Annotated in this window: 18 protein-coding genes and 1 pseudogene; 13 read left to right on the top strand and 6 right to left on the bottom strand. The window is 47.9% G+C overall.

The features are described 5' to 3' along the window. Positions 1–13: 13 nt before the first annotated feature. The gene (locus JVX88_RS11945; RefSeq protein ID WP_211627502.1) at positions 14–427 is read right to left on the bottom strand and encodes a hypothetical protein; all 414 of its coding nucleotides are present in this window, start codon (positions 425–427) and stop codon (positions 14–16) included. A gap of 22 nt (positions 428–449) precedes the next feature. Beyond that, positions 450–1763, bottom strand: a complete 1314-nt coding sequence (pepP, locus tag JVX88_RS11940; RefSeq protein ID WP_211627501.1) for a Xaa-Pro aminopeptidase — start codon at positions 1761–1763, stop codon at positions 450–452. Between the two features lie 151 nt (positions 1764–1914). Here pepP and JVX88_RS11935 point away from each other — a divergent pair, with 151 nt between their 5' ends. From JVX88_RS11935 to JVX88_RS11895, 9 genes and pseudogenes are all read left to right on the top strand, one after another. Continuing rightward, positions 1915–2394, top strand: coding sequence for an RrF2 family transcriptional regulator (locus JVX88_RS11935; RefSeq protein ID WP_211627500.1), 480 nt, complete (start codon positions 1915–1917; stop codon positions 2392–2394). Positions 2395–2476: 82 nt separating this feature from the next. After that, positions 2477–2785: pseudogene (locus tag JVX88_RS41855) on the top strand (Fe-S cluster assembly protein SufB); the annotation flags it as partial. 13 nt (positions 2786–2798) lie between these two features. Then, positions 2799–3626 (top strand): PilT/PilU family type 4a pilus ATPase, encoded by an 828-nt coding sequence (locus JVX88_RS11925; protein ID WP_317134626.1) that lies wholly within the window; start codon positions 2799–2801, stop codon positions 3624–3626. 59 nt (positions 3627–3685) lie between these two features. Continuing rightward, the gene (locus tag JVX88_RS11920) at positions 3686–4918 is read left to right on the top strand and encodes a type II secretion system F family protein (protein WP_211627499.1); all 1233 of its coding nucleotides are present in this window, start codon (positions 3686–3688) and stop codon (positions 4916–4918) included. Between the two features lie 637 nt (positions 4919–5555). Then, on the top strand, positions 5556–6329 hold the full coding sequence (locus tag JVX88_RS11915; protein WP_211627498.1) for a helix-turn-helix transcriptional regulator: 774 nt from the start codon (positions 5556–5558) through the stop codon (positions 6327–6329). A gap of 5 nt (positions 6330–6334) precedes the next feature. Beyond that, positions 6335–7054, top strand: a complete 720-nt coding sequence (locus JVX88_RS11910) for a CRISPR-associated endonuclease Cas3'' (RefSeq protein WP_211627497.1) — start codon at positions 6335–6337, stop codon at positions 7052–7054. Positions 7055–7190: 136 nt separating this feature from the next. After that, complete coding sequence (locus JVX88_RS11905) at positions 7191–7838, top strand: class I SAM-dependent methyltransferase (RefSeq protein ID WP_211627496.1); 648 nt, start codon at positions 7191–7193, stop codon at positions 7836–7838. A 627-nt stretch (positions 7839–8465) separates the two neighbouring features. Further along, positions 8466–9773 carry a glycosyltransferase gene (locus JVX88_RS11900; RefSeq protein WP_211627495.1) on the top strand — a complete coding sequence of 436 codons (1308 nt, stop codon included), beginning with the start codon at positions 8466–8468 and terminating at the stop codon, positions 9771–9773. A gap of 282 nt (positions 9774–10055) precedes the next feature. Further along, complete coding sequence (locus tag JVX88_RS11895; RefSeq protein WP_211627494.1) at positions 10056–11330, top strand: glycosyltransferase family 39 protein; 1275 nt, start codon at positions 10056–10058, stop codon at positions 11328–11330. On the opposite strand, the gene JVX88_RS43030 is transcribed toward JVX88_RS11895, so the two are convergent. Both JVX88_RS43030 and psb30 read right to left on the bottom strand, forming a co-directional pair. Next, a complete protein-coding gene (locus JVX88_RS43030; RefSeq protein WP_410503783.1) occupies positions 11258–11416 on the bottom strand; it encodes a ribose-phosphate pyrophosphokinase-like domain-containing protein in 159 nt (52 codons plus the stop codon). The genes JVX88_RS11895 and JVX88_RS43030 overlap by 73 nt on opposite strands. A gap of 465 nt (positions 11417–11881) precedes the next feature. Next, on the bottom strand, positions 11882–12013 hold the full coding sequence (gene psb30, locus JVX88_RS11885; RefSeq protein ID WP_035996723.1) for a photosystem II reaction center protein Ycf12/Psb30: 132 nt from the start codon (positions 12011–12013) through the stop codon (positions 11882–11884). A gap of 251 nt (positions 12014–12264) precedes the next feature. Between psb30 and JVX88_RS11880 the strand changes: the two genes are divergently transcribed. The 3 genes from JVX88_RS11880 to JVX88_RS11870 all read left to right on the top strand — a co-directional run bounded on the left by JVX88_RS11880 (position 12265) and on the right by JVX88_RS11870 (position 13566). Further along, entirely contained in the window at positions 12265–12615 is a 351-nt protein-coding gene (locus JVX88_RS11880) for a YkgJ family cysteine cluster protein (RefSeq protein WP_035996726.1), read from the top strand. A gap of 149 nt (positions 12616–12764) precedes the next feature. Then, complete coding sequence (locus JVX88_RS11875; RefSeq protein WP_225931390.1) at positions 12765–13235, top strand: TMEM165/GDT1 family protein; 471 nt, start codon at positions 12765–12767, stop codon at positions 13233–13235. A gap of 37 nt (positions 13236–13272) precedes the next feature. Beyond that, positions 13273–13566, top strand: a complete 294-nt coding sequence (locus JVX88_RS11870; protein ID WP_211627492.1) for a TMEM165/GDT1 family protein — start codon at positions 13273–13275, stop codon at positions 13564–13566. 26 nt (positions 13567–13592) lie between these two features. Here the strand turns inward: JVX88_RS11870 and JVX88_RS11865 are convergent, their stop codons facing one another. Continuing rightward, the gene (locus tag JVX88_RS11865; RefSeq protein WP_211627491.1) at positions 13593–15491 is read right to left on the bottom strand and encodes an ABC transporter ATP-binding protein/permease; all 1899 of its coding nucleotides are present in this window, start codon (positions 15489–15491) and stop codon (positions 13593–13595) included. 71 nt (positions 15492–15562) lie between these two features. Here JVX88_RS11865 and JVX88_RS44025 point away from each other — a divergent pair, with 71 nt between their 5' ends. Next, entirely contained in the window at positions 15563–15862 is a 300-nt protein-coding gene (locus JVX88_RS44025) for an EamA family transporter (protein WP_211628669.1), read from the top strand. A gap of 145 nt (positions 15863–16007) precedes the next feature. On the opposite strand, the gene JVX88_RS11855 is transcribed toward JVX88_RS44025, so the two are convergent. Then, entirely contained in the window at positions 16008–17432 is a 1425-nt protein-coding gene (locus JVX88_RS11855) for a PLP-dependent aminotransferase family protein (protein WP_211627490.1), read from the bottom strand. Positions 17433–17445 lie beyond the last annotated feature (13 nt).

Here is a 17445-nt window from a genome sequence, read left to right as displayed (position 1 = left end):
CAATTCAGTCGAATCAGCGAAGGTGGGGATTCGACAAAATTATCACGATCAACTGAAGTATAAAGTATGGGACCAATACCGCTGCTCCGGCGTAATCTTTCGCGATGCGCTGGCCGAAGAACAAGGCTGTTATTGAAAGAGCACCTACCACACCGGAAATAAATACGATCAGGAGCGAACCCGTGAATAGAAAGTAAAATATGCCCGCGGCTGCTAGCAGGCCCGTCGCAACCTCCATCAACGTTACCGTTGCGAGCATCATCGGCACCATCTTCGCCAGTGGCGTTGACGAAAAATGCCCCGTCAGCCATTCGAGGTTTCCATTCCAGTCAAACACTTTATCAAACCCCGACTGAATGAAGAGGATCGCGGTGAAAAGTGCTGCAAGCAAAGACGGAAGATCTTTGGCGATATCGTTGAAGTTCATATGTTCGGCGCTCGTGCTGCCACTATTTACGCGAAGCCTTTTGCATTATGGCTTCGATCTCGTCCGCTTCTTTGGTCACTTTTGCGGTCAGATTCCTGTTGCCATCTTCAGTAACAAGAACATCGTCTTCGATACGGATGCCGATGCCGCGATATTTTGCCGGAGCGGCTTTGTCATCAGGCGAGACGTAAATTCCGGGCTCGACGGTTAGCACCATTCCCGGTGCATAAGGCTTTGAGTGCTTTGCCTGCTGATCGACGTAGTAACGTCCGGCGTCGTGTACGTCGAGGCCGAGCCAATGGCCGACACCGTGCATATAGTATTTCAAGTAAGCTTTTTTCTTTATCAGGTCTTTTGTTTTCCCCTTGAGCAGGCCCAATTTTTTCATTCCTTCGGTAAGCAGCTCGATCGAATATTCTTGACGTTGAGCGTGAGTATTGCCAACTACGGTGAACTCGATACATTTTTTCTGAACATCGAGAACGACGTCGTAAACCTCGCGTTGCGCAGCTGTGAATTTTCCGTTTACTGGGAAAGTGCGTGTGATGTCGCTTGCGTAACCTTTGTATTCAGCTCCGGCATCGATAAGCAGGAGGTCGCCGTCCTTGAGCGGCATATTGTTTTCGACGTAGTGCAGGATCGTGGCATTGTCGCCACCACCGACGATGGAATTATACGCAACGCCGCTCGCACCGCGGTCCTTCATATAGGCTTCCATCAGGGCTTCTACCTGCCCTTCATTCATCCCGGGCCTTACTTTTTTCATCGCTAAGATATGAGCCTCGGCGGCAATATTTGCGGAGATCTGCATCAGTTCGACCTCCTCCGGCGATTTATGCAAACGCATTTCTCCGATCATCGGGGTGGGATCGATAATAGTATGCGGAGGATATGCGGTTTTCAATCGACGCACACGCTGCTCAGTTAGATATTTGAGTATTTGATGATCGAGTTCTCTATCGACCGCGAATCGGTAATATAAATGGTCGCGGCCATTGAGCAATTTTGGAAGGTCACTAACGAATCTCTCAACAGAGAGGGCTGTATCAGCGCCATAATTCTTGACGGCGCCCTCAACCCCTTCACGTCGCCCAAACCAGGTTTCCATCAGCGGATCACGCGGCCGAACATAAAGTGTGTAAGGTGAACGTTTGTTGTTCGGGTCAATGATCGCGATCGCGTCGGGTTCCGGAAATCCAGTCAGATACCAGAAATCAGAATCTTGGCGGAATTTGAACTCTGTATCGTAGCTCCGAGTTACTTCATGTGCGGCTGGGATGATAGCGACGGAATTCTCCTCCATCTGTTCAATGAATCTTTTCAATTGCTCTCGCATAATAGTGCCTATTCTATCCGAATTAACCGGATTGTTTTAATAGAGGCAGGCCTAGCGGGGAGATATCAAGCAGATATAATCTTGACCAAAAAGTAATGATTTGACATAATTTGGTATCGGTAAAAATTAAACCTTTATTGTTGTTTAGCTTATGAAGATATCTGCTCAGGAAGAATATGGATTGCGGTGCCTTGTGCAGCTCGCAAATTTGAGCGATGGTGAAACGCTGACTCTGCCGCAGATAGCTGAACGCGAAGGCATCTCGACGGCCAATGCCGGCAAGCTTATGTGGCTGCTGAACAAGGCAGGGTTTGTGAACTCGACTCGCGGCACAAAAGGCGGTTATTTTTTGGCACGGCCGGCTGAGGAGATCTTCTTGAACGAGATCATAAAAGTTTTGGACGAAGACGTTCTTAATTCGCACTGTGAAAGCTATACGGGCATCCGTGATTCTTGTGTACACCACGGCGACTGCGGTATCAGACCAGTTATAGTTGGCCTTCACGAAATAGTGGAGAATGCTCTGTCACGCATTACGCTGGCTAATCTGGTCGGAAATGAGCGGTCGGTCGATGCGATGTTCCACCAGATACAGGGAATCCACAGGACAATAGAACCACAACGAATTTGATCGCTATTTGACCGCGAACAAGATGAAAGATCTCTAATGAAAAATAGGATCTTTATTTATATGATGCGCGGAGAATGTGTTTATGAGTACGGCAGCGGAATTATTACAGAATCGCGAGTATAAATACGGATTCGTTACCGATATCGAAACGGACATCATTCCGAAAGGATTGTCCGAGGACACGGTCCGTTTGATCTCGCAGAAAAAGAACGAGCCCGAGTGGATGCTCGAGTTTCGGCTGAAGGCATATCGCCAATGGCTGAAAATGGAAGAGCCAAAGCATTGGCCCAATTTCGAATATCCGGAGATCGATTTTCAGGATATCTCTTACTACGCGGCCCCGCGGCAAAAGCCGAAAAAAGCGTCGATGGACGAGGTCGATCCGGAACTGGCTTCCGCCGGTCGTGGCTGATCTATGCAAAAAGCCGCGCGGCCTTGTGCTTGTAACAGGCCCAACCGGTTCAGGTAAATCGACCACACTCGCTTCAATGGTCGACAAGATAAATATCGACCGCCACGATCACATCCTTACTATCGAGGATCCGATCGAGTTCTTACACAATCACAAAAACTGTGTTGTTAATCAACGTGAGGTCGCTGCGGACACACACTCCTTCGGCCACGCATTGCGCACAGCTCTTCGCCAAGACCCTGACGTCGTTTTGGTCGGTGAAATGCGTGACCTCGAAACGATAGAGATGGCGCTTCGCATCGCCGAGACAGGACACCTGACCTTTGCAACACTTCACACCAACTCTGCATATTCAACCATTAACCGTATAATCGACGTCTTCCCTGCCGAGCAGCAGGCCCAGGTGCGGACCCAGCTCTCACTCGTTCTCGAAGGTATCATGTGTCAGGCTCTGCTACCGAAGGCCAGCGGAGACGGGCGTGTAATGGCCCTCGAGATCTTGGTCCCAAATGCCGCGATACGGAATCTTATTCGTGAAGACAAGATCCACCAAATCTATTCGATGATGCAGACCGGTCAGGATAAGTACGGGATGCAAACCTTCAATCAATCCCTTGCGACGTTGGTTCACAAGCGTGTGATCACACTCGATGTTGCAATGCAAAGGACATCTAACCAAGATGAGCTTCGCGAGCTGATAGAACGCGGCTCCGGATTGAATACTTCATACACCGGCTCAGGAACCAAACCATCAATGCCGCCAGCGGGCAGTCCGTATGCACAGGGCAGACCAATAGGCCAAAGGCCACCGGCCAGATAGATAGTCATCGGTAACAATTATCAACTGACAGTCGTAACCGAAAGGAGCAAAAGAACGAAATGCCAACTTACGTATTCAAAGGAAGAAATCGTCTTAACGAGCTGGTCAATGGAGAGCGCGAAGCGAACAGCCAGGATGAACTCCGTGCTCTGCTTCGCCGCGAACAGGTTATCCTGACCGAAGCGAAGGAAAAGGGGAGCGTGATCTCTATTCCCAAACTCGGGACGCGTAAAAAGGTAAAGGCCAAAGAGCTTGCCGTATTTACCAGGCAGTTCTCGGTTATGATCGATGCTGGACTACCATTGGTCCAATGCCTTGACATCCTAGCCGAACAACAACAGAACGTGTTCTTTAAGGATGTTCTGCGTCAGGTGAGACAGAATATCGAAGAAGGCTCTACGCTCTATTCTGCTCTTGAAAAGCATCCGAAGGTTTTCGATTCGCTTTATACCCATATGGTCGAAGCGGGCGAGACCGGCGGTGTGCTTGACCTGATACTCCAGCGTCTCGCGACTCTGATCGAAAAGGTCGTAAAACTAAAACGAAGCATAATTTCTGCCTCGATCTATCCCGCTGCAGTTATTGCGGTAGCGATCGCCGCAATCGCGGTCATTATGGTAGTTGTCATACCGCAGTTCGAGCAGATCTTTATTGGCTTGCTCGGTCCCGGTGAGCTTCTCCCATTGCCGACCAGGATCGTAATGGGAATAAGCAGCTTTCTCGCCGGGTGGGGCGGACTTTCTATTCTTGTCATCGCCATCGGACTTGGTATTGGGACAAAATTCTATTATGGCACCGAAAAAGGACGTTGGCAGATAGACACTGTGTTATTGAAGCTTCCTATCTTCGGCGATATTCTTCGTAAGATCGCTGTTGCTCGATTCTCTCGGATACTTTCAACGTTGCTTTCGTCCGGCGTCCCGATTCTGCAATCGCTTGATATAACTGCGAAGACCGCGGGCAATATTGTTATCGAGGACGCGATCCTAAAAGTTCGTGCCGGTGTCGAACGCGGTGAGAATTTCGTTGATCCGTTGAAGCAGACAAATGTTTTCCCACACATGGTCGGGCAGATGATCGGGGTTGGCGAACAGACCGGTGCTTTGGATGCGATGCTCGCAAAGATAGCTGATTTTTATGAGGAAGAGGTCGATGCTGCAATTGCTGACCTCTTGGCGATGATCGAACCCGCGTTGATCGCGTTCCTCGGTGTAACAATCGGCTCGATCGTAATATCAATGTATCTTCCGCTCTTCGCACTCATCGGCAAACTTGCCAGCGGCGGAAAGTAGTACTCTCTTTATCGTACTTTTAGGGCTGGCCGATCTGGGCCAGCCCATTTTTTGCACCAAAGACCACTGTCACTGCCAAGCATGCTGTTACAAAAATGTCTGTAGATCTGCAACCAATTATACTAACCTCGATATAACATCTGCTCCTTCACACTCAATGTGAATTTCAACCAATACTCTCCGTTTTTAAGAAACATCGTTTCATGGATTATCGGTCAATTGCTTCCGGCCAGACTCCATCTTTTATAATTGCGTAAAAACACCTAAACTACGACCGCTATTTTATCTAGGACAAATTGTCTCTCTAATGCAGATGGGGTTTGGTAAGCATACACCTGCACGGGGACACAATATGTCCCTCAGTATGTATTATGATTCTCAGGACAATATGAAACATAAAAATACGAAGAGCCCCACAAATGAACGAGTGTATCTAAGAGCGGTTGAACGGATCCATCGCATCCACAGAGAAATAGCCTCGGGCAGTTATCCAAACGTGCAACGCTTATCACAGCTTCTTTGTGTTAATGAAAGAACGATCAAAAGAGATATAGCTTTTCTGAAGGAATCATTTCTGGCACCTATTCATTTCGACAGAAAACTCCAGGGGTATACATATTCAGATGTTAAATGGACGATGCCGCTACAGACACTTTCCGAAGGTGAGCTGCTTGCCTTCTTTGTAGCAGAACACGGCTTAAGATTGATCGGACAATCAGATCATGCCCAAAAACTTAGTAATGCTCTGTCAAAGCTTGCTTTACTACTGCCCGATAAAGTATGCGTTGACCTCTTTACTTTGACGGAGGCAATAAATTTTGAAGACAGACCAACTGTTTCGATCGATCCCCATACACTGCAATACGTCACGATGGCTGCCATTGCAGGAGAGCAGCTCGAATTCACATACTTCTCCCCATACAAACAAGAAAGTTCGCGTCGTACCGCTGATGTTCACTTGGTGCATAACTATGCTGGCGATTGGTATGCCATCTCTTACGACCGCAAGGCAAGAGATTTTCGGGACTTCCACATCGGTCGAATGAGCGATATTCGCCCGACGGGCAGATTTTTTGAGCCGCAAAAGGGCTGGAATAAAGAGGAATACCTAAGACGGGGATTTTCTATGACCCGCGGCGGCCGGCTGACGACGGTCGAGATAGTTTTCGACAGCTATCAGGCTCAATGGATGCGCGAACGGCAGAAGTTTCATCCCGATGAGATACGCGAAGAACTGCCGGACGGCTCGCTCCGCATTCGGTTCAAGATCGGCGAAGCAGGTCTTGAGGCGGTGGCAAGATTCTGCCTGCAATACGCTGGGAACTGCATCGCTGAAAAACCAAAAAAACTCCGTGAAATCATCATGCAAAAGCTTGAACGTTCGATCCGACAGTATACTTCTACCCCGTAAACGATATGAAAATAGATAGCTCCCTAGCCCGACTTTGGGCGAAGACCTCTCACGATAAAGAGAATCTTGGCAATGCCTTTCATCCATTAATTTGTCACATGATCGACGTCGCCTCGGTTGCTGAAGCGATGTGGGATAGCTCGCTGCCGGATGTTACGAAAAGGCGACTGGCGAGACCGTTCGGTTTGGAAAACGATCTGAAAAAAGCAGGCAGGATCATTGCATGGCTTGCCGGACTGCACGATCTTGGAAAATGCTCACCGCCATTCGCACTACGCGGTATGCACAAGCCGGAGACTGATCAGACCAGGCGGCTCTATGATCTCTATGTAAACACCGAGCTGCACTGTGATAGATGCGAAGCGGCAGCCAATGTGCCTCACGGTTTTGTTACTTCCCTGACGCTGCCCGAGATCTTGCAGAGCGAATATCAGATGCCCCCCCAAATGGCCCGCGCACTTTCCGAGCTGATCGGCGGGCATCACGGCATTTTCGCAAAGGCGACAACATTACAGACAATTCAACGCTCCGGAGATCTGTCTCTGGGCGGCGCGGCGTGGGCGAAAGCGCGGAAAGAGCATGTCCGGATTCTGAAAGAAATTCTTGGTGTTGACCTGTCAGAGCTCTCTTACGATCAAAGCGCGCTTGATCGGGCTACCGGAATGATCTTCGCCGGCATGGTCTCGGTCGCCGACTGGATCGGTTCCGGGGTGGCAGGATTCTGAAGCGTCAGATATTAGATAGAGTGAGGATTTAGCTACGTATCCAGGCATTGTTAGAGCTTGCGATTAGATAAAAGCTCAGCGAAAACTGTGATTTAAGAGGATCGCTATATCAGTCATATTGTAGGTGGAAGTTATCATGCAACTACTGCTTCGCCGGGTTACTGAACGCGCTTACTCCAACAAAGACTCCATAGTTGGCACTTGGCGAACTCGGCGCTTCAAAGATTTTCTAGAGCTGGTAAAACCACCTTCTGGAGCTAAGATCATCGACTTAGGCGGTACGCCCTACATGTGGGAATTAGTGCCTCACGACTTTGAGGTAACGCTGGTAAATCTGCCAGGAACCGTTAGACCCAGTGGACACCACCAGATTCGGTTTATTGAAGCAGATGCCACGAATCTAAAAGATGTATTTAGCGATCAATCTTTTGATATTGTATTCAGCAATTCGGTAATTGAGCATGTAGGCGATGACAACAAACAGGCCGATTTTGCGCAAGAGGTGTATCGCTTAGGCAGAGCCTATTGGGTACAAACGCCAAGTGACCGCTGGCCAATTGAACCTCATACCGGTTTCCCATTCTATTGGCAACTGCCCGAATTTGCGCGGCAGCACTTGAAGCGTTCCTGGAAGAAAAAATTACCAGTTTGGACGGAAATGGTGGAAGGAACTCGCGTTATTTCCCGTAAGCAAATGCAGGCGTTATTCCCAGATGGGAGCCTCTACATAGAACGCGCTTTTCTACTTGAAAAATCCTATGTGATTTATCGCCCCTTTGAGTAGTTCTGATATTAGATACAGCCTTTTCCAGGCTAGTGAAGTACAAAAATTGGGGTGGGGGGGCTGTGCCCCTGCGTGGGGCGAAGCCCCCACACCCCCCATACCTTACGTGGGTGAAAAACGCTGTATATGAAAATTCCACTAAGTTTGCAGTTTTATAGTTGGAATAACTGGTCTTAGATCGAGTAATTTTGTATAGTTGAATCAAGTGATGAGGGAACAGGTTCAAGCAGGCTTGCATTGGTTCCAAATAGTTCGGATTACTGACTAGAGTGACGTAACTAGCTGAATAGTTTGAGTGATTCATCAAGTTTAGATTTAGGGCTTCAACTACCTTCTTAAGTCAGCATCCTTAGATCTCATGCCTAGCAATTCAAACCGCAGGCGACAAAAGCTAAGTCTACAAAGGTAGACTGATTTCTTCTCTTACAATGCGCCAAAGCACTTTTTAAGGGCGGCAGTTTTTAACCTGTCGATTATTAGCGTGAGATTTTTCTAACCTTTTCCCTCGTTGTTTGTGGCTGTAAATTTTATAGCTGTGATCAGCGAAAATTTATTTGATAAGTATTGGAATATACATAACTTAAGTCGCTTTCTGCGTCTATCTAGTAGTAATCTTCATTCTGCAACATGACTGAGTCCAGTATACTGTTGATTCCACCTTCGGGTATTTTGCAAATTCCTGCATTGACTGATTATTTTCAGCAACCTTTTCAGCAATCTATTCCACAGACAGTCTCACAGACAAACCCACAATCGATTGAACAGTCTGTTTCTCTCAATTTTGCTCCAATTACCCTTTCTCTGGTGATTCCCACCTACAACGAGGCCAAAAACATTCATCGTTTGGTTCAGCAACTTGCTCAGCTCTTAGATCAGAAGCTACCAAAAAACTATGAGCTGATCGTAGTTGATGATGATAGCCCGGATCGCACATGGGAAATTGCCCAAACACTGGTGCATGAATACCCTCAATTACGGGTGATGCGGCGACAGCAAGAGCGGGGTTTGTCAACTGCGGTAATCCGGGGCTGGCAAGTGGCGAGGGGAGAAGTGATTGGCGTGATTGACGGAGATCTGCAACATCCGCCTGAGGTTTTACTGCAACTGCTAGCGGCAATTCAGGGCGGTGCAGATTTAGCTGTTGCCAGTCGGCATGTCGAAGGAGGCGGCGTCAGCGATTGGAGTCCAACTCGCCGTTTCCTTTCGCGGGGAGCACAATTTTTGGGATTGCTGATTCTGCCCAGGGTCGTGGGGAGAGTATCTGATCCCATGAGTGGCTATTTTATGCTGCGGCGTTCAGCCATTGCCGGACAAATTCTTAGCCCAGTGGGCTATAAGATTCTGCTGGAAGTAATCGGACGAGGAAATATTGAGACGATTGCTGAAGTAGGCTATGTATTTCAGGAGCGGCTTGAAGGAGAGAGCAAAGTCACCTGGAAGCAGTATGTAGAGTATTTAAGGCATTTGACTCGGCTACGCTTGAGCGGAAAACTCAGCCGACTGCGTCAACACTTGAATTGGCCGATTGGCCGTTTTATGCGGTTCGGCTTAGTAGGATTAAGCGGTGTTTTTGTCGATATGGCCGTCTTTTACTTACTGAGTGATCCAAGTGCTCTGAACTGGGCATTAACGCGCAGTAAGATCATCGCGGCTGAAGTAGCCATTATCAATAATTTTCTCTGGAATGATCGCTGGACGTTTGGAGATTTATCCAGCAAACAACAAGGTTGGCGTAAGCGGATCAAACGCTTGGTGAAGTTCAACCTGATCTGCTTAGGCGGTTTGATCTTAAATGTCTTGCTGTTGAATTTATTATTTAACGCTTTTGGACTAAATCGCTATGTTGCTAACCTGATCGCGATTGCTGCTGTGACCCTTTGGAACTTTTGGCTGAACCTGAAACTAAGTTGGCGCGTCACTGATACCAAAAGTTAGAGAGGGCGGCTAATTTGAAGCAGGGAAGTTTAGAAGGCTGGGGTTTGCCTAATTTTCTGAACAAGGATGAGAAACATGATTGGGAAGAATCGCTTTTTTACAGCTACCGTTTGCCTCGTTGTCCTGGCAGCAATTTTCGGCGTTTTTCTACGATTCACTCATCTAGATCAAAAATTTCCTACTCATGATGAGGTGTTTACAGCTTTAAGAGTTTCGGGGTATACCGAGGCTGAACTGGTCCAGGATCTGTCAAGCAATGTGCGACCAGTTGAGATCGAGTATTTGCAAAAATATCAAACTCCCAATCCTCAGAAAACTATCTGGCATACGATCAATGGTCTAGCTCAAGAAGAACCCCAGCTAACGCCACTCTATTTTGTTACCGTCAAGCTTTGGGCACAGCTCTGGGGTGGAGCTATCGGTATTCTACGTAGTTGGTCTGCCTTAATTAGCGTGTTTGGATTACCCTGCATCTATTGGCTGAGTATGGAGTTATTCAAATCTCGCCTCACTGCTAGTCTAGCCACAGTGATTCTAGCAATCACTCCATTTTATTTCATGGCTTCACAGGATGCGAGACACTACAGCCTCTGGACTGTTTCGATTCTTTTAATGAGTGCGGCGCTGTTGCAGGCAATGCGGATTAAAAACCAGATTAGTTGGGCAATCTATGCGTTCAGTGTAGCGTTTAGCTTATATACTGGTTTACTATCTATTATCGTTGCTTTTGGTCATGCAATCTATGTATTCTCGATGGAAAGATTTCGCTTTCAGGAACGATTTCTATCCTATATGCTGGCTTCAGCCGTTGGTATAATTGCTTTTATACCTTGGGTCGCGATTGTATTTTTCAACTGGGCACAACTGCAACAAATGTCTGGTCAGACAGATACGGTCAAACTGAGTTTGGCTGAGCTAGCTAGAGGATGGGTACGACAACCCGGAAAATTACTATACGATCCAAATATTTCAGCAGATCCTTCCACAGTAGAGAAAATTCTGCAGTACTCAGTTACAGTTGGTTGTCTGATCTTCGTACTCTATACTTTCTACTTTCTGTTACAAACAACGGTTCAAAGAGTGTGGCTGTTCATTTTTACATTAGTTGGCACAACCGCACTTGGCTTAGTAATTCAGGATTTAACCCTAGGTGGACATGCAGCTACAGGTGGGATGTCTAATATTCCCAAGTATTTGACACCCTGTTTTCTTGGCATTATCTTAGCGATTGCTCATTTATTTGCTTATCAACTCACTGAAGGTAGTTTGAAGCAATGGCAACGACGGATTTGGATAGTCGTGGTAGCCATTTTTATATCAACGCAGCTACTCAATACATTATCGCTTTGGCAGGCCCAGTTTACATGGGCGAACGGCCGCAAAGACGAAATGCAAACCAATCTTGCCGCCTTTAATATCATCAACGAAACTGAGAACCCCCTGCTGTTAACCAACTCTAGCGGCTGGGATATTATGTACCTGAGTCAATATCTTAAACCCAACGTCAAGATCTTAACCAAACCGATGACCGGAAAGCAGGTAGGCTGCATCAGGTAAACATCACAACCTCGGATCGATTCTTGGATCTGAATATAAATTTCGCCATCCGCGAATCGCTTCCGTACCATCGGTCCCAAATCCATGCCCAAATACCGAGCCACCTCGTGGGCAAGGGGAATATTGGCGGAACCCGCAAATAACCGAAGGCGGCTATTGTCTTCAACAGGAGGAAGGGAAAAGGAAAAAGGAAGAGTTGCAGAGCGGGTCACGGCAAGTCCTCGACGCGACTGTCATCGAAATCTTACATCATGGAACAGAAAACAACGGATCGTGCTTTCTCAGAAATAAATAAACCTAATTAAAATAGGGGGCTGTCCCAGTGATGGACAGTTCGCTAAAAAAACTCGCTATTAAAACGGTATAAATTCTAGCATTAGCTAAATGAATCGTGGGCCAACGTAGCGATTGTCTTCAAAAAAGCCAGCAAAAAGCTCTCAGTTGTCATCTGCTAATGCAAAAAGGGGCCAGTAGGATCGCTCTTTCCTACAGCCCCCCGTGCAGTTATTGACGTCAGTGCTGTGAAAGCGCTGTAAAAGCTCAACGAGTTTCTACAGATCGCCACCCCGAAACGCCAAGACAAAAATTACGGCTGGTCCTGCAATCACGATCAGCGCCAGCATGGTTAACTGGGCGATCGTTTCCCACTGAATACTACCGACTAAATTTGTTAAGAAGTCCATTGCTCCTCCCAAACTAACCCAAACGATTTATAAGTGTGATTTAGATAGCGATATCCGCCTCTTATTCTACCTGGTAAGGGTTCCTATCTCAGCAACAAGATTACAGGATTACAGGTTGCTGACCGGCATCGAATCAAACTGCTGTGGTGACAGAAAGCTAGAGTAGGGTTGCAGGGTAGGTGCTGTCCTGGTTGAATGCTTGCAAGAGTGGGTAGGCAGTTCCGGTAGCAGATGGACAAAAAGGAATTTTTATGGCGACGTGGCGTTGTGTCAAACAGTGTGGGGCTTGCTGTCATTTGGATCCGAGCGATCGGCCTGATCTGGATGAATATCTGATGCCCTCAGAGCTAGAGTTATATCTCAGCCTGGTGGGTGAAGATGGCTGGTGCATCAATTTTGATCAGGCGAGTCGTGAATGCCGCATCTATGCCAACCGCCCCCGCTTCTGCCGAGTTGAACCAGAAGTTTTTCACGATCTTTACGGGGTTGAACCGGAAGAATTGAACGACTTTGCAATTGACTGCTGCCGACAGCAAATAGAAGGAGTATACGGCCATCGCAGTCTAGAGATGCTGCGGTTTGATCGAGAAGTAGGCATTTAGCACGGTTTCCTACGCCTACCTCCCTAAACCCAGATCCCTAGAGATCATCGAAAAATGACTTGTTAGAGAACCGCGATATCCAGTTGCGCTTCTACCTCATCCTGGAGATAATAATGAAAAGAAAATGAAAGCCGATCCCCTTATTGCGCGTGGAACACTCACTCATATCTCGAACCTCAACGGCAACGCTAGAAGAGGCTCCTTCCCTATCGTCAACCGAGCTAACTGCTTCTGAGCCGATTCTGACTGAATTCACCACCTCGTCCAGTTTAGATTCTGATTCTGCTGATGATGATATCCCTTTAGCAAATCAATCGCGTTGGACCAAAGCAGAACCCAGTGCCGAACTCAAGATTTTCTGCTCCACCTTTCTGACCATCTTTTTGGCCGAGTTGGGGGACAAAACCCAAATGGCGACCCTGCTGATGACGGCAGAATCTCACCAGCCCTGGATCGTATTTGCAGGGGCCGGTTCAGCTCTGGTCGCTACCAGTCTGATTGGAATTTGGTTGGGCTGTTGGCTGGCTAAGCGCGTCTCCACCAAAACGCTGGAAAAATCTGCGGGCATTCTATTACTGCTGGTAGCAGCCCAGTTGGTTTGGGAAGTTTTTCATCTGTAGAGCAGCAGTGAACCAAGAGCAGTAAACGGAGAAGCGTATGGATTGGCACCTACTGGGACTTAGCTTTGTGATGGTGTTCATCTCAGAATTGGGTGATAAAAGTCAATTAGCTGCCATTGCCCTTGGTGGTAGCTCTAAATCCTTGCGGGCTGTATTTCTAGGAACCGCCGCCGCCCTTTTGTTGGCCAGCTTCTTGGGCGTGATTTTGGGCGAAGGCATCTCTCATCTCTTACCCATGCACTGGGTTAAAGGCATCGCCGCCGCTGGATTTACAATTATGGGACTGAAACTGCTGCTGGCTAGGGAAGAAGTGATTCCAGAGCAGGAATAGAAGTTCGGTCTAGAATTAAATCCGAGCTATACAAACGCTTCTGCATTCACCACATAATCTCGAGTTGGCGTCAGTTTCCAGGTGCCGTCGCCGCTGAGTTCCAAAACAAAGTCGTGATACTTCAGCAGGCTGGTTCGATGACCAACACTAACAAACGTAGTGCCCATGTTACGCAGTTTCTGATAGAGCCGCTGTTCGTTGCCCAAGTCGAGGGCGCTGGTGGCTTCGTCGAGTATGGCGTAACGGGGCTTGGTGAGGACTAAACGGGCAAAGGCAAGTCGCTGTTGTTCCCCTAGCGACAAGACATCGGCCCAATCTAGCTCCACGTCGAAACCGCCAACGCGATTCGGTAAATCCGCCAGGTTTACTTGCTCTAATGCTGCATCAAGCTGTTCGTCGCTGGTTTCTTTGTCAAGATTGGGATAAAGGAGTTGATCGCGCAGGGTACCCAGCACCATGTAGGGACGCTGCGGCAAAAATAGCATTTCCGATAGGTCGGGCCGCACAATCTGTCCGGTGCCGGTATTCCACAAGCCTGCGATGGCCCGCAGTAAAGAGCTTTTGCCCACTCCGCTATGACCAACAATCACCAAACCCTGTTCAGGCTGCAACGTCAACGATACTTCACGTAGCAGCATGCGTTGCCCTTTCGGCGTCGCCAACGAAACATCTTCTAACGCAATATGGGAATCTTCTACAGTGTGGATCGCGCTCAGCTCCGGAGGTGGAGGTTGGTCTTGGGCATCCAGCGCTTGGGTAAAGGTTTCAAGACGGTTGATCCCAGCTGCAAAGCTACTTAGCTCATTCATTTGCAGCACAACCAGAGCAAAGGCGTCAAAGATTTGGCTAAACGCAAACCCGGCCTGAGTGATATCGCCGAAGGTAATTTGCTGAGCAAAATACATAGGCGCTAATATCACGGACGGCAGAATGTAGGTGGCATAGCGGTAGGGGACTCGGAAAAAGGCCAGATTTCGCTGCCAGCCTACCAAAAAGCTGAAGTTGCGAAGTACTTCGACAAACCGACGCCGCAATTGGCCTAACTCGTTCCCTTCTCCTTGATAAAAAGCAATCGATTCGGCGTTGTCTCGCACATGCACCAGTCCATAACGGAAGTCTGCCTCTCGTCTGAGTTGGTTAAAGTTGAGCAGAATCAACCGTCTACCAATCAGCGTGGCAATCAGCGTACCAATAATCGCATAGGCGACCAGAAAAACAGCCAAGAACTTGGAAAGAGACCAAAGGATCCCTGTGAAAGCTACTACGTCAATCACAGAGCTTAGGACCAGCAGTAAAAAGCTGAGACTAGTTGCTGTAAACGATTTAATATCTTCAGAAATTCGCTGGTCGGGGTTGTCAATATCTGCTTCAAAATTAATTTCGTAATAGGCGCGGTTCCGAAAGTATTGTCCTAAGAATTTTTGGGTCATCCAGTCCCGCCACCGTAGTCCCAATAAATCTCGAACATAGGGATAAAAGGCGCTGATGGGAGTTGCGACCACAAAAACACCAGCATAAACGAAGAAAAAACGCCAAAATGTGGGCTGATCTCGTTCTGACAATGCAGTGGTGAAAAAATTCCCCACATAGCTAATGATCACGTTCATACCGCTGACCGACAGGGACAGCAGCAGCAACCCGCCCAAAAATAGCCATTGCTGCCAACGCTGCATCAGTTTGCCACGCATCAGGAAAAAGATAGCGGCTGGAATCAACAACGTTGCTGCCACGATAAAGATAGCGGGCGGTCTAGTAATAGCCTGAATCAGGCCAACCAATCCACCAGCCGTTTGCTGCATAAATTCAGGAAACAGAGCCTGAGCTAGCAGCACACCTGCACTGACAATCACAACCAGCAACCCAAACAAAAACACAATCAGCGACATCAGCAAGACAAAGAACAGCTTGCCGCTGTGGGGAGACATGGGAAACCAGTACGGCTGGGCAATTTTGATAAATCGGTTCCAGAGTTGGCGGTCGAACCGATTGAGGCGTCATCCTGCTGCCCATTGCCCTAGTGATTGAAGGACCACTCACTCATCTTTCAATCACAAACCTGTTAGGCTTTATTTACCTGGGCTTAATCGGCACTGGGGTTGCTTATGCACTCTGGTTTCGGGGGATTGATAAACTCAAAGCCTCGGCTGTTTCGTATTTGGGGCTGATGAGTCCTGTAGTGGCGACACTCATTGGATTCGTCTTACTACATCAGACACTTACGCTCATTCAACTGATTGGGATGGCGATCGTGCTGACAAGTGTTTTAATCGGACAACGAACGAATCAATATTCATAACAGTTGATGAACAATCCAATCACCACACCATGTAACCATTCAGAATCTCGGATACTATTGCTATTCACCTCAAGAATCAGGGGAAACCGGGGGAATTAGGGACAGTTCATCCAGCCATACAATACACAGAGATCTGGAAAATTATCTAATGTCCTAACCCTCGAAGTCTATCAAACGCCTGGTGAATTTCAGATTCTGTAATGGCACCATATCCAAGAACTAAATAGTGATTTGCCTCTTTTACCCCTGGTTCATAATAAGCAGCCCCTGACCACAGACCCACTCCGCGTTCTGCCGCCTGATGCACGATCGCATCGGCAAGTTGCTCCGGTGGAAGTTGAATCCAAAATTGCATACCCCCGCTAGGGAGTTGCCACTGCCACGCTGGAAACAACTCTTGCAGGTAGGTGGCAATCACATCCCTTTTTTTTCGGTAATGAATTCGCATCCGTCGCAGGTGGCGTTCCACCGCTCCAGATTTCAAGAGTTCAGCGATCCATCGTTGTAAAATTAAGCTCGTCCCGCCATCCAACTGCCAGCGAATATCAACCAGGCGACGAATCATTTCGGGGTGAGCCACAATATACCCTAACCGTAACCCGTTGAATAATAGTTTTGAAAACGTGCCCATGTAAATCACTCGTCCTCCCAGATCTCCAGCCTTTAAAGCAGGCAGTGGGTGGCGATCATAATAAAACTCACTATCATAATCATCTTCAATAATTAGGGCATCCTGGGCTTCTGCCAATTGCAACAGCGCCGATCGGCGGCTAGGGGATAGCGTCACCCCTTGCGGAAAATGATGTTCGGGCATGACATAGTGGATGCGAGCGGAGTACACCTCCTCCGTTAAGCGCACCCCCTCCGAGTCTACGGAACAAGCAATGCCTTTCATACCTCGCATGATGAAATTTTGAGGAATGGCTGGATAACCGGGAACCCCATAGCTAATATTGCCGCCATAGGGCGCAACCAGCATACTCAGGAGAGAGGAGGAATGCTGCGACCCATTGGTAATCAAAACTTGATGGGGTTCCGCTTTAATCCCTCGCGTGGGTAGAACCTGTTGACAGAGTGCCTGAATCAGTTCTAAATCTCCGTTCTCTTTCTTGTAATGACCCAATTTAGGAATCGTGTAGCGAATCATTCGGCTCATGGTTTGCTGCATGACCTTTAGCGGTAGGCGATCGACCTGAGCCAAACTCGGTGTAAAGCAGATTTTGTTCGTATTTTGATCATCGGCTTGGAAGGTATAGTCAGCTTCCGTTAAGAGCCACTGCGGAAATCCCTGGGTGTTGCAAATCGCATCTTCTCGTTGGAGGACTGGAATTTGAGCCACGACCGTGCCATGTCCAACTTGGCTCGTGCAGTACCCTTGGGCACACAGTTCTTCATAAGCGAGCACCACTGTGCGCCGAGCAATGCCTAACTCGATTGCCAACTGACGAGTGGGAGGAAGCCGTGTTCCCGCTGCCAGTTTTCCAGAGGCGATCGCCTGACGAACCTGTTCCGATATTTGCAAATAATACGGGAGATGTTTCGGGCTTCGATCTAAATCAATATGTAGCATATTGGCACACAAA

This window comes from Leptolyngbya sp. 7M, from assembly GCF_018128485.1.
The sequence above is the reverse complement of the archived record's forward strand: the minus strand, read 5'-3'. Positions and strand labels throughout refer to the sequence as shown.

Bases quoted from the DNA above. Each gene is read 5' to 3' on its own strand.
- JVX88_RS11905 (WP_211627496.1), top strand. From the start codon at position 7,191: ATGCAACTACTGCTTCGCCGGGTTACTGAACGCGCTTACTCCAACAAA.
- JVX88_RS11945 (WP_211627502.1), bottom strand. From the start codon at position 427: ATGAACTTCAACGATATCGCCAAAGATCTTCCGTCTTTGCTTGCAGCA.
- JVX88_RS11910 (WP_211627497.1), top strand. From the start codon at position 6,335: ATGAAAATAGATAGCTCCCTAGCCCGACTTTGGGCGAAGACCTCTCAC.
- JVX88_RS11900 (WP_211627495.1), top strand. From the start codon at position 8,466: ATGACTGAGTCCAGTATACTGTTGATTCCACCTTCGGGTATTTTGCAA.
- JVX88_RS43030 (WP_410503783.1), bottom strand. From the start codon at position 11,416: ATGGATTTGGGACCGATGGTACGGAAGCGATTCGCGGATGGCGAAATT.
- pepP (WP_211627501.1), bottom strand. From the start codon at position 1,763: ATGCGAGAGCAATTGAAAAGATTCATTGAACAGATGGAGGAGAATTCC.
- JVX88_RS11880 (WP_035996726.1), top strand. From the start codon at position 12,265: ATGGCGACGTGGCGTTGTGTCAAACAGTGTGGGGCTTGCTGTCATTTG.
- JVX88_RS11935 (WP_211627500.1), top strand. From the start codon at position 1,915: ATGAAGATATCTGCTCAGGAAGAATATGGATTGCGGTGCCTTGTGCAG.
- JVX88_RS11920 (WP_211627499.1), top strand. From the start codon at position 3,686: ATGCCAACTTACGTATTCAAAGGAAGAAATCGTCTTAACGAGCTGGTC.
- JVX88_RS11870 (WP_211627492.1), top strand. From the start codon at position 13,273: ATGGATTGGCACCTACTGGGACTTAGCTTTGTGATGGTGTTCATCTCA.
- JVX88_RS11915 (WP_211627498.1), top strand. From the start codon at position 5,556: ATGCCGCTACAGACACTTTCCGAAGGTGAGCTGCTTGCCTTCTTTGTA.
- psb30 (WP_035996723.1), bottom strand. From the start codon at position 12,013: ATGGACTTCTTAACAAATTTAGTCGGTAGTATTCAGTGGGAAACGATC.
- JVX88_RS11865 (WP_211627491.1), bottom strand. From the start codon at position 15,491: ATGTCTCCCCACAGCGGCAAGCTGTTCTTTGTCTTGCTGATGTCGCTG.
- JVX88_RS11855 (WP_211627490.1), bottom strand. From the start codon at position 17,432: ATGCTACATATTGATTTAGATCGAAGCCCGAAACATCTCCCGTATTAT.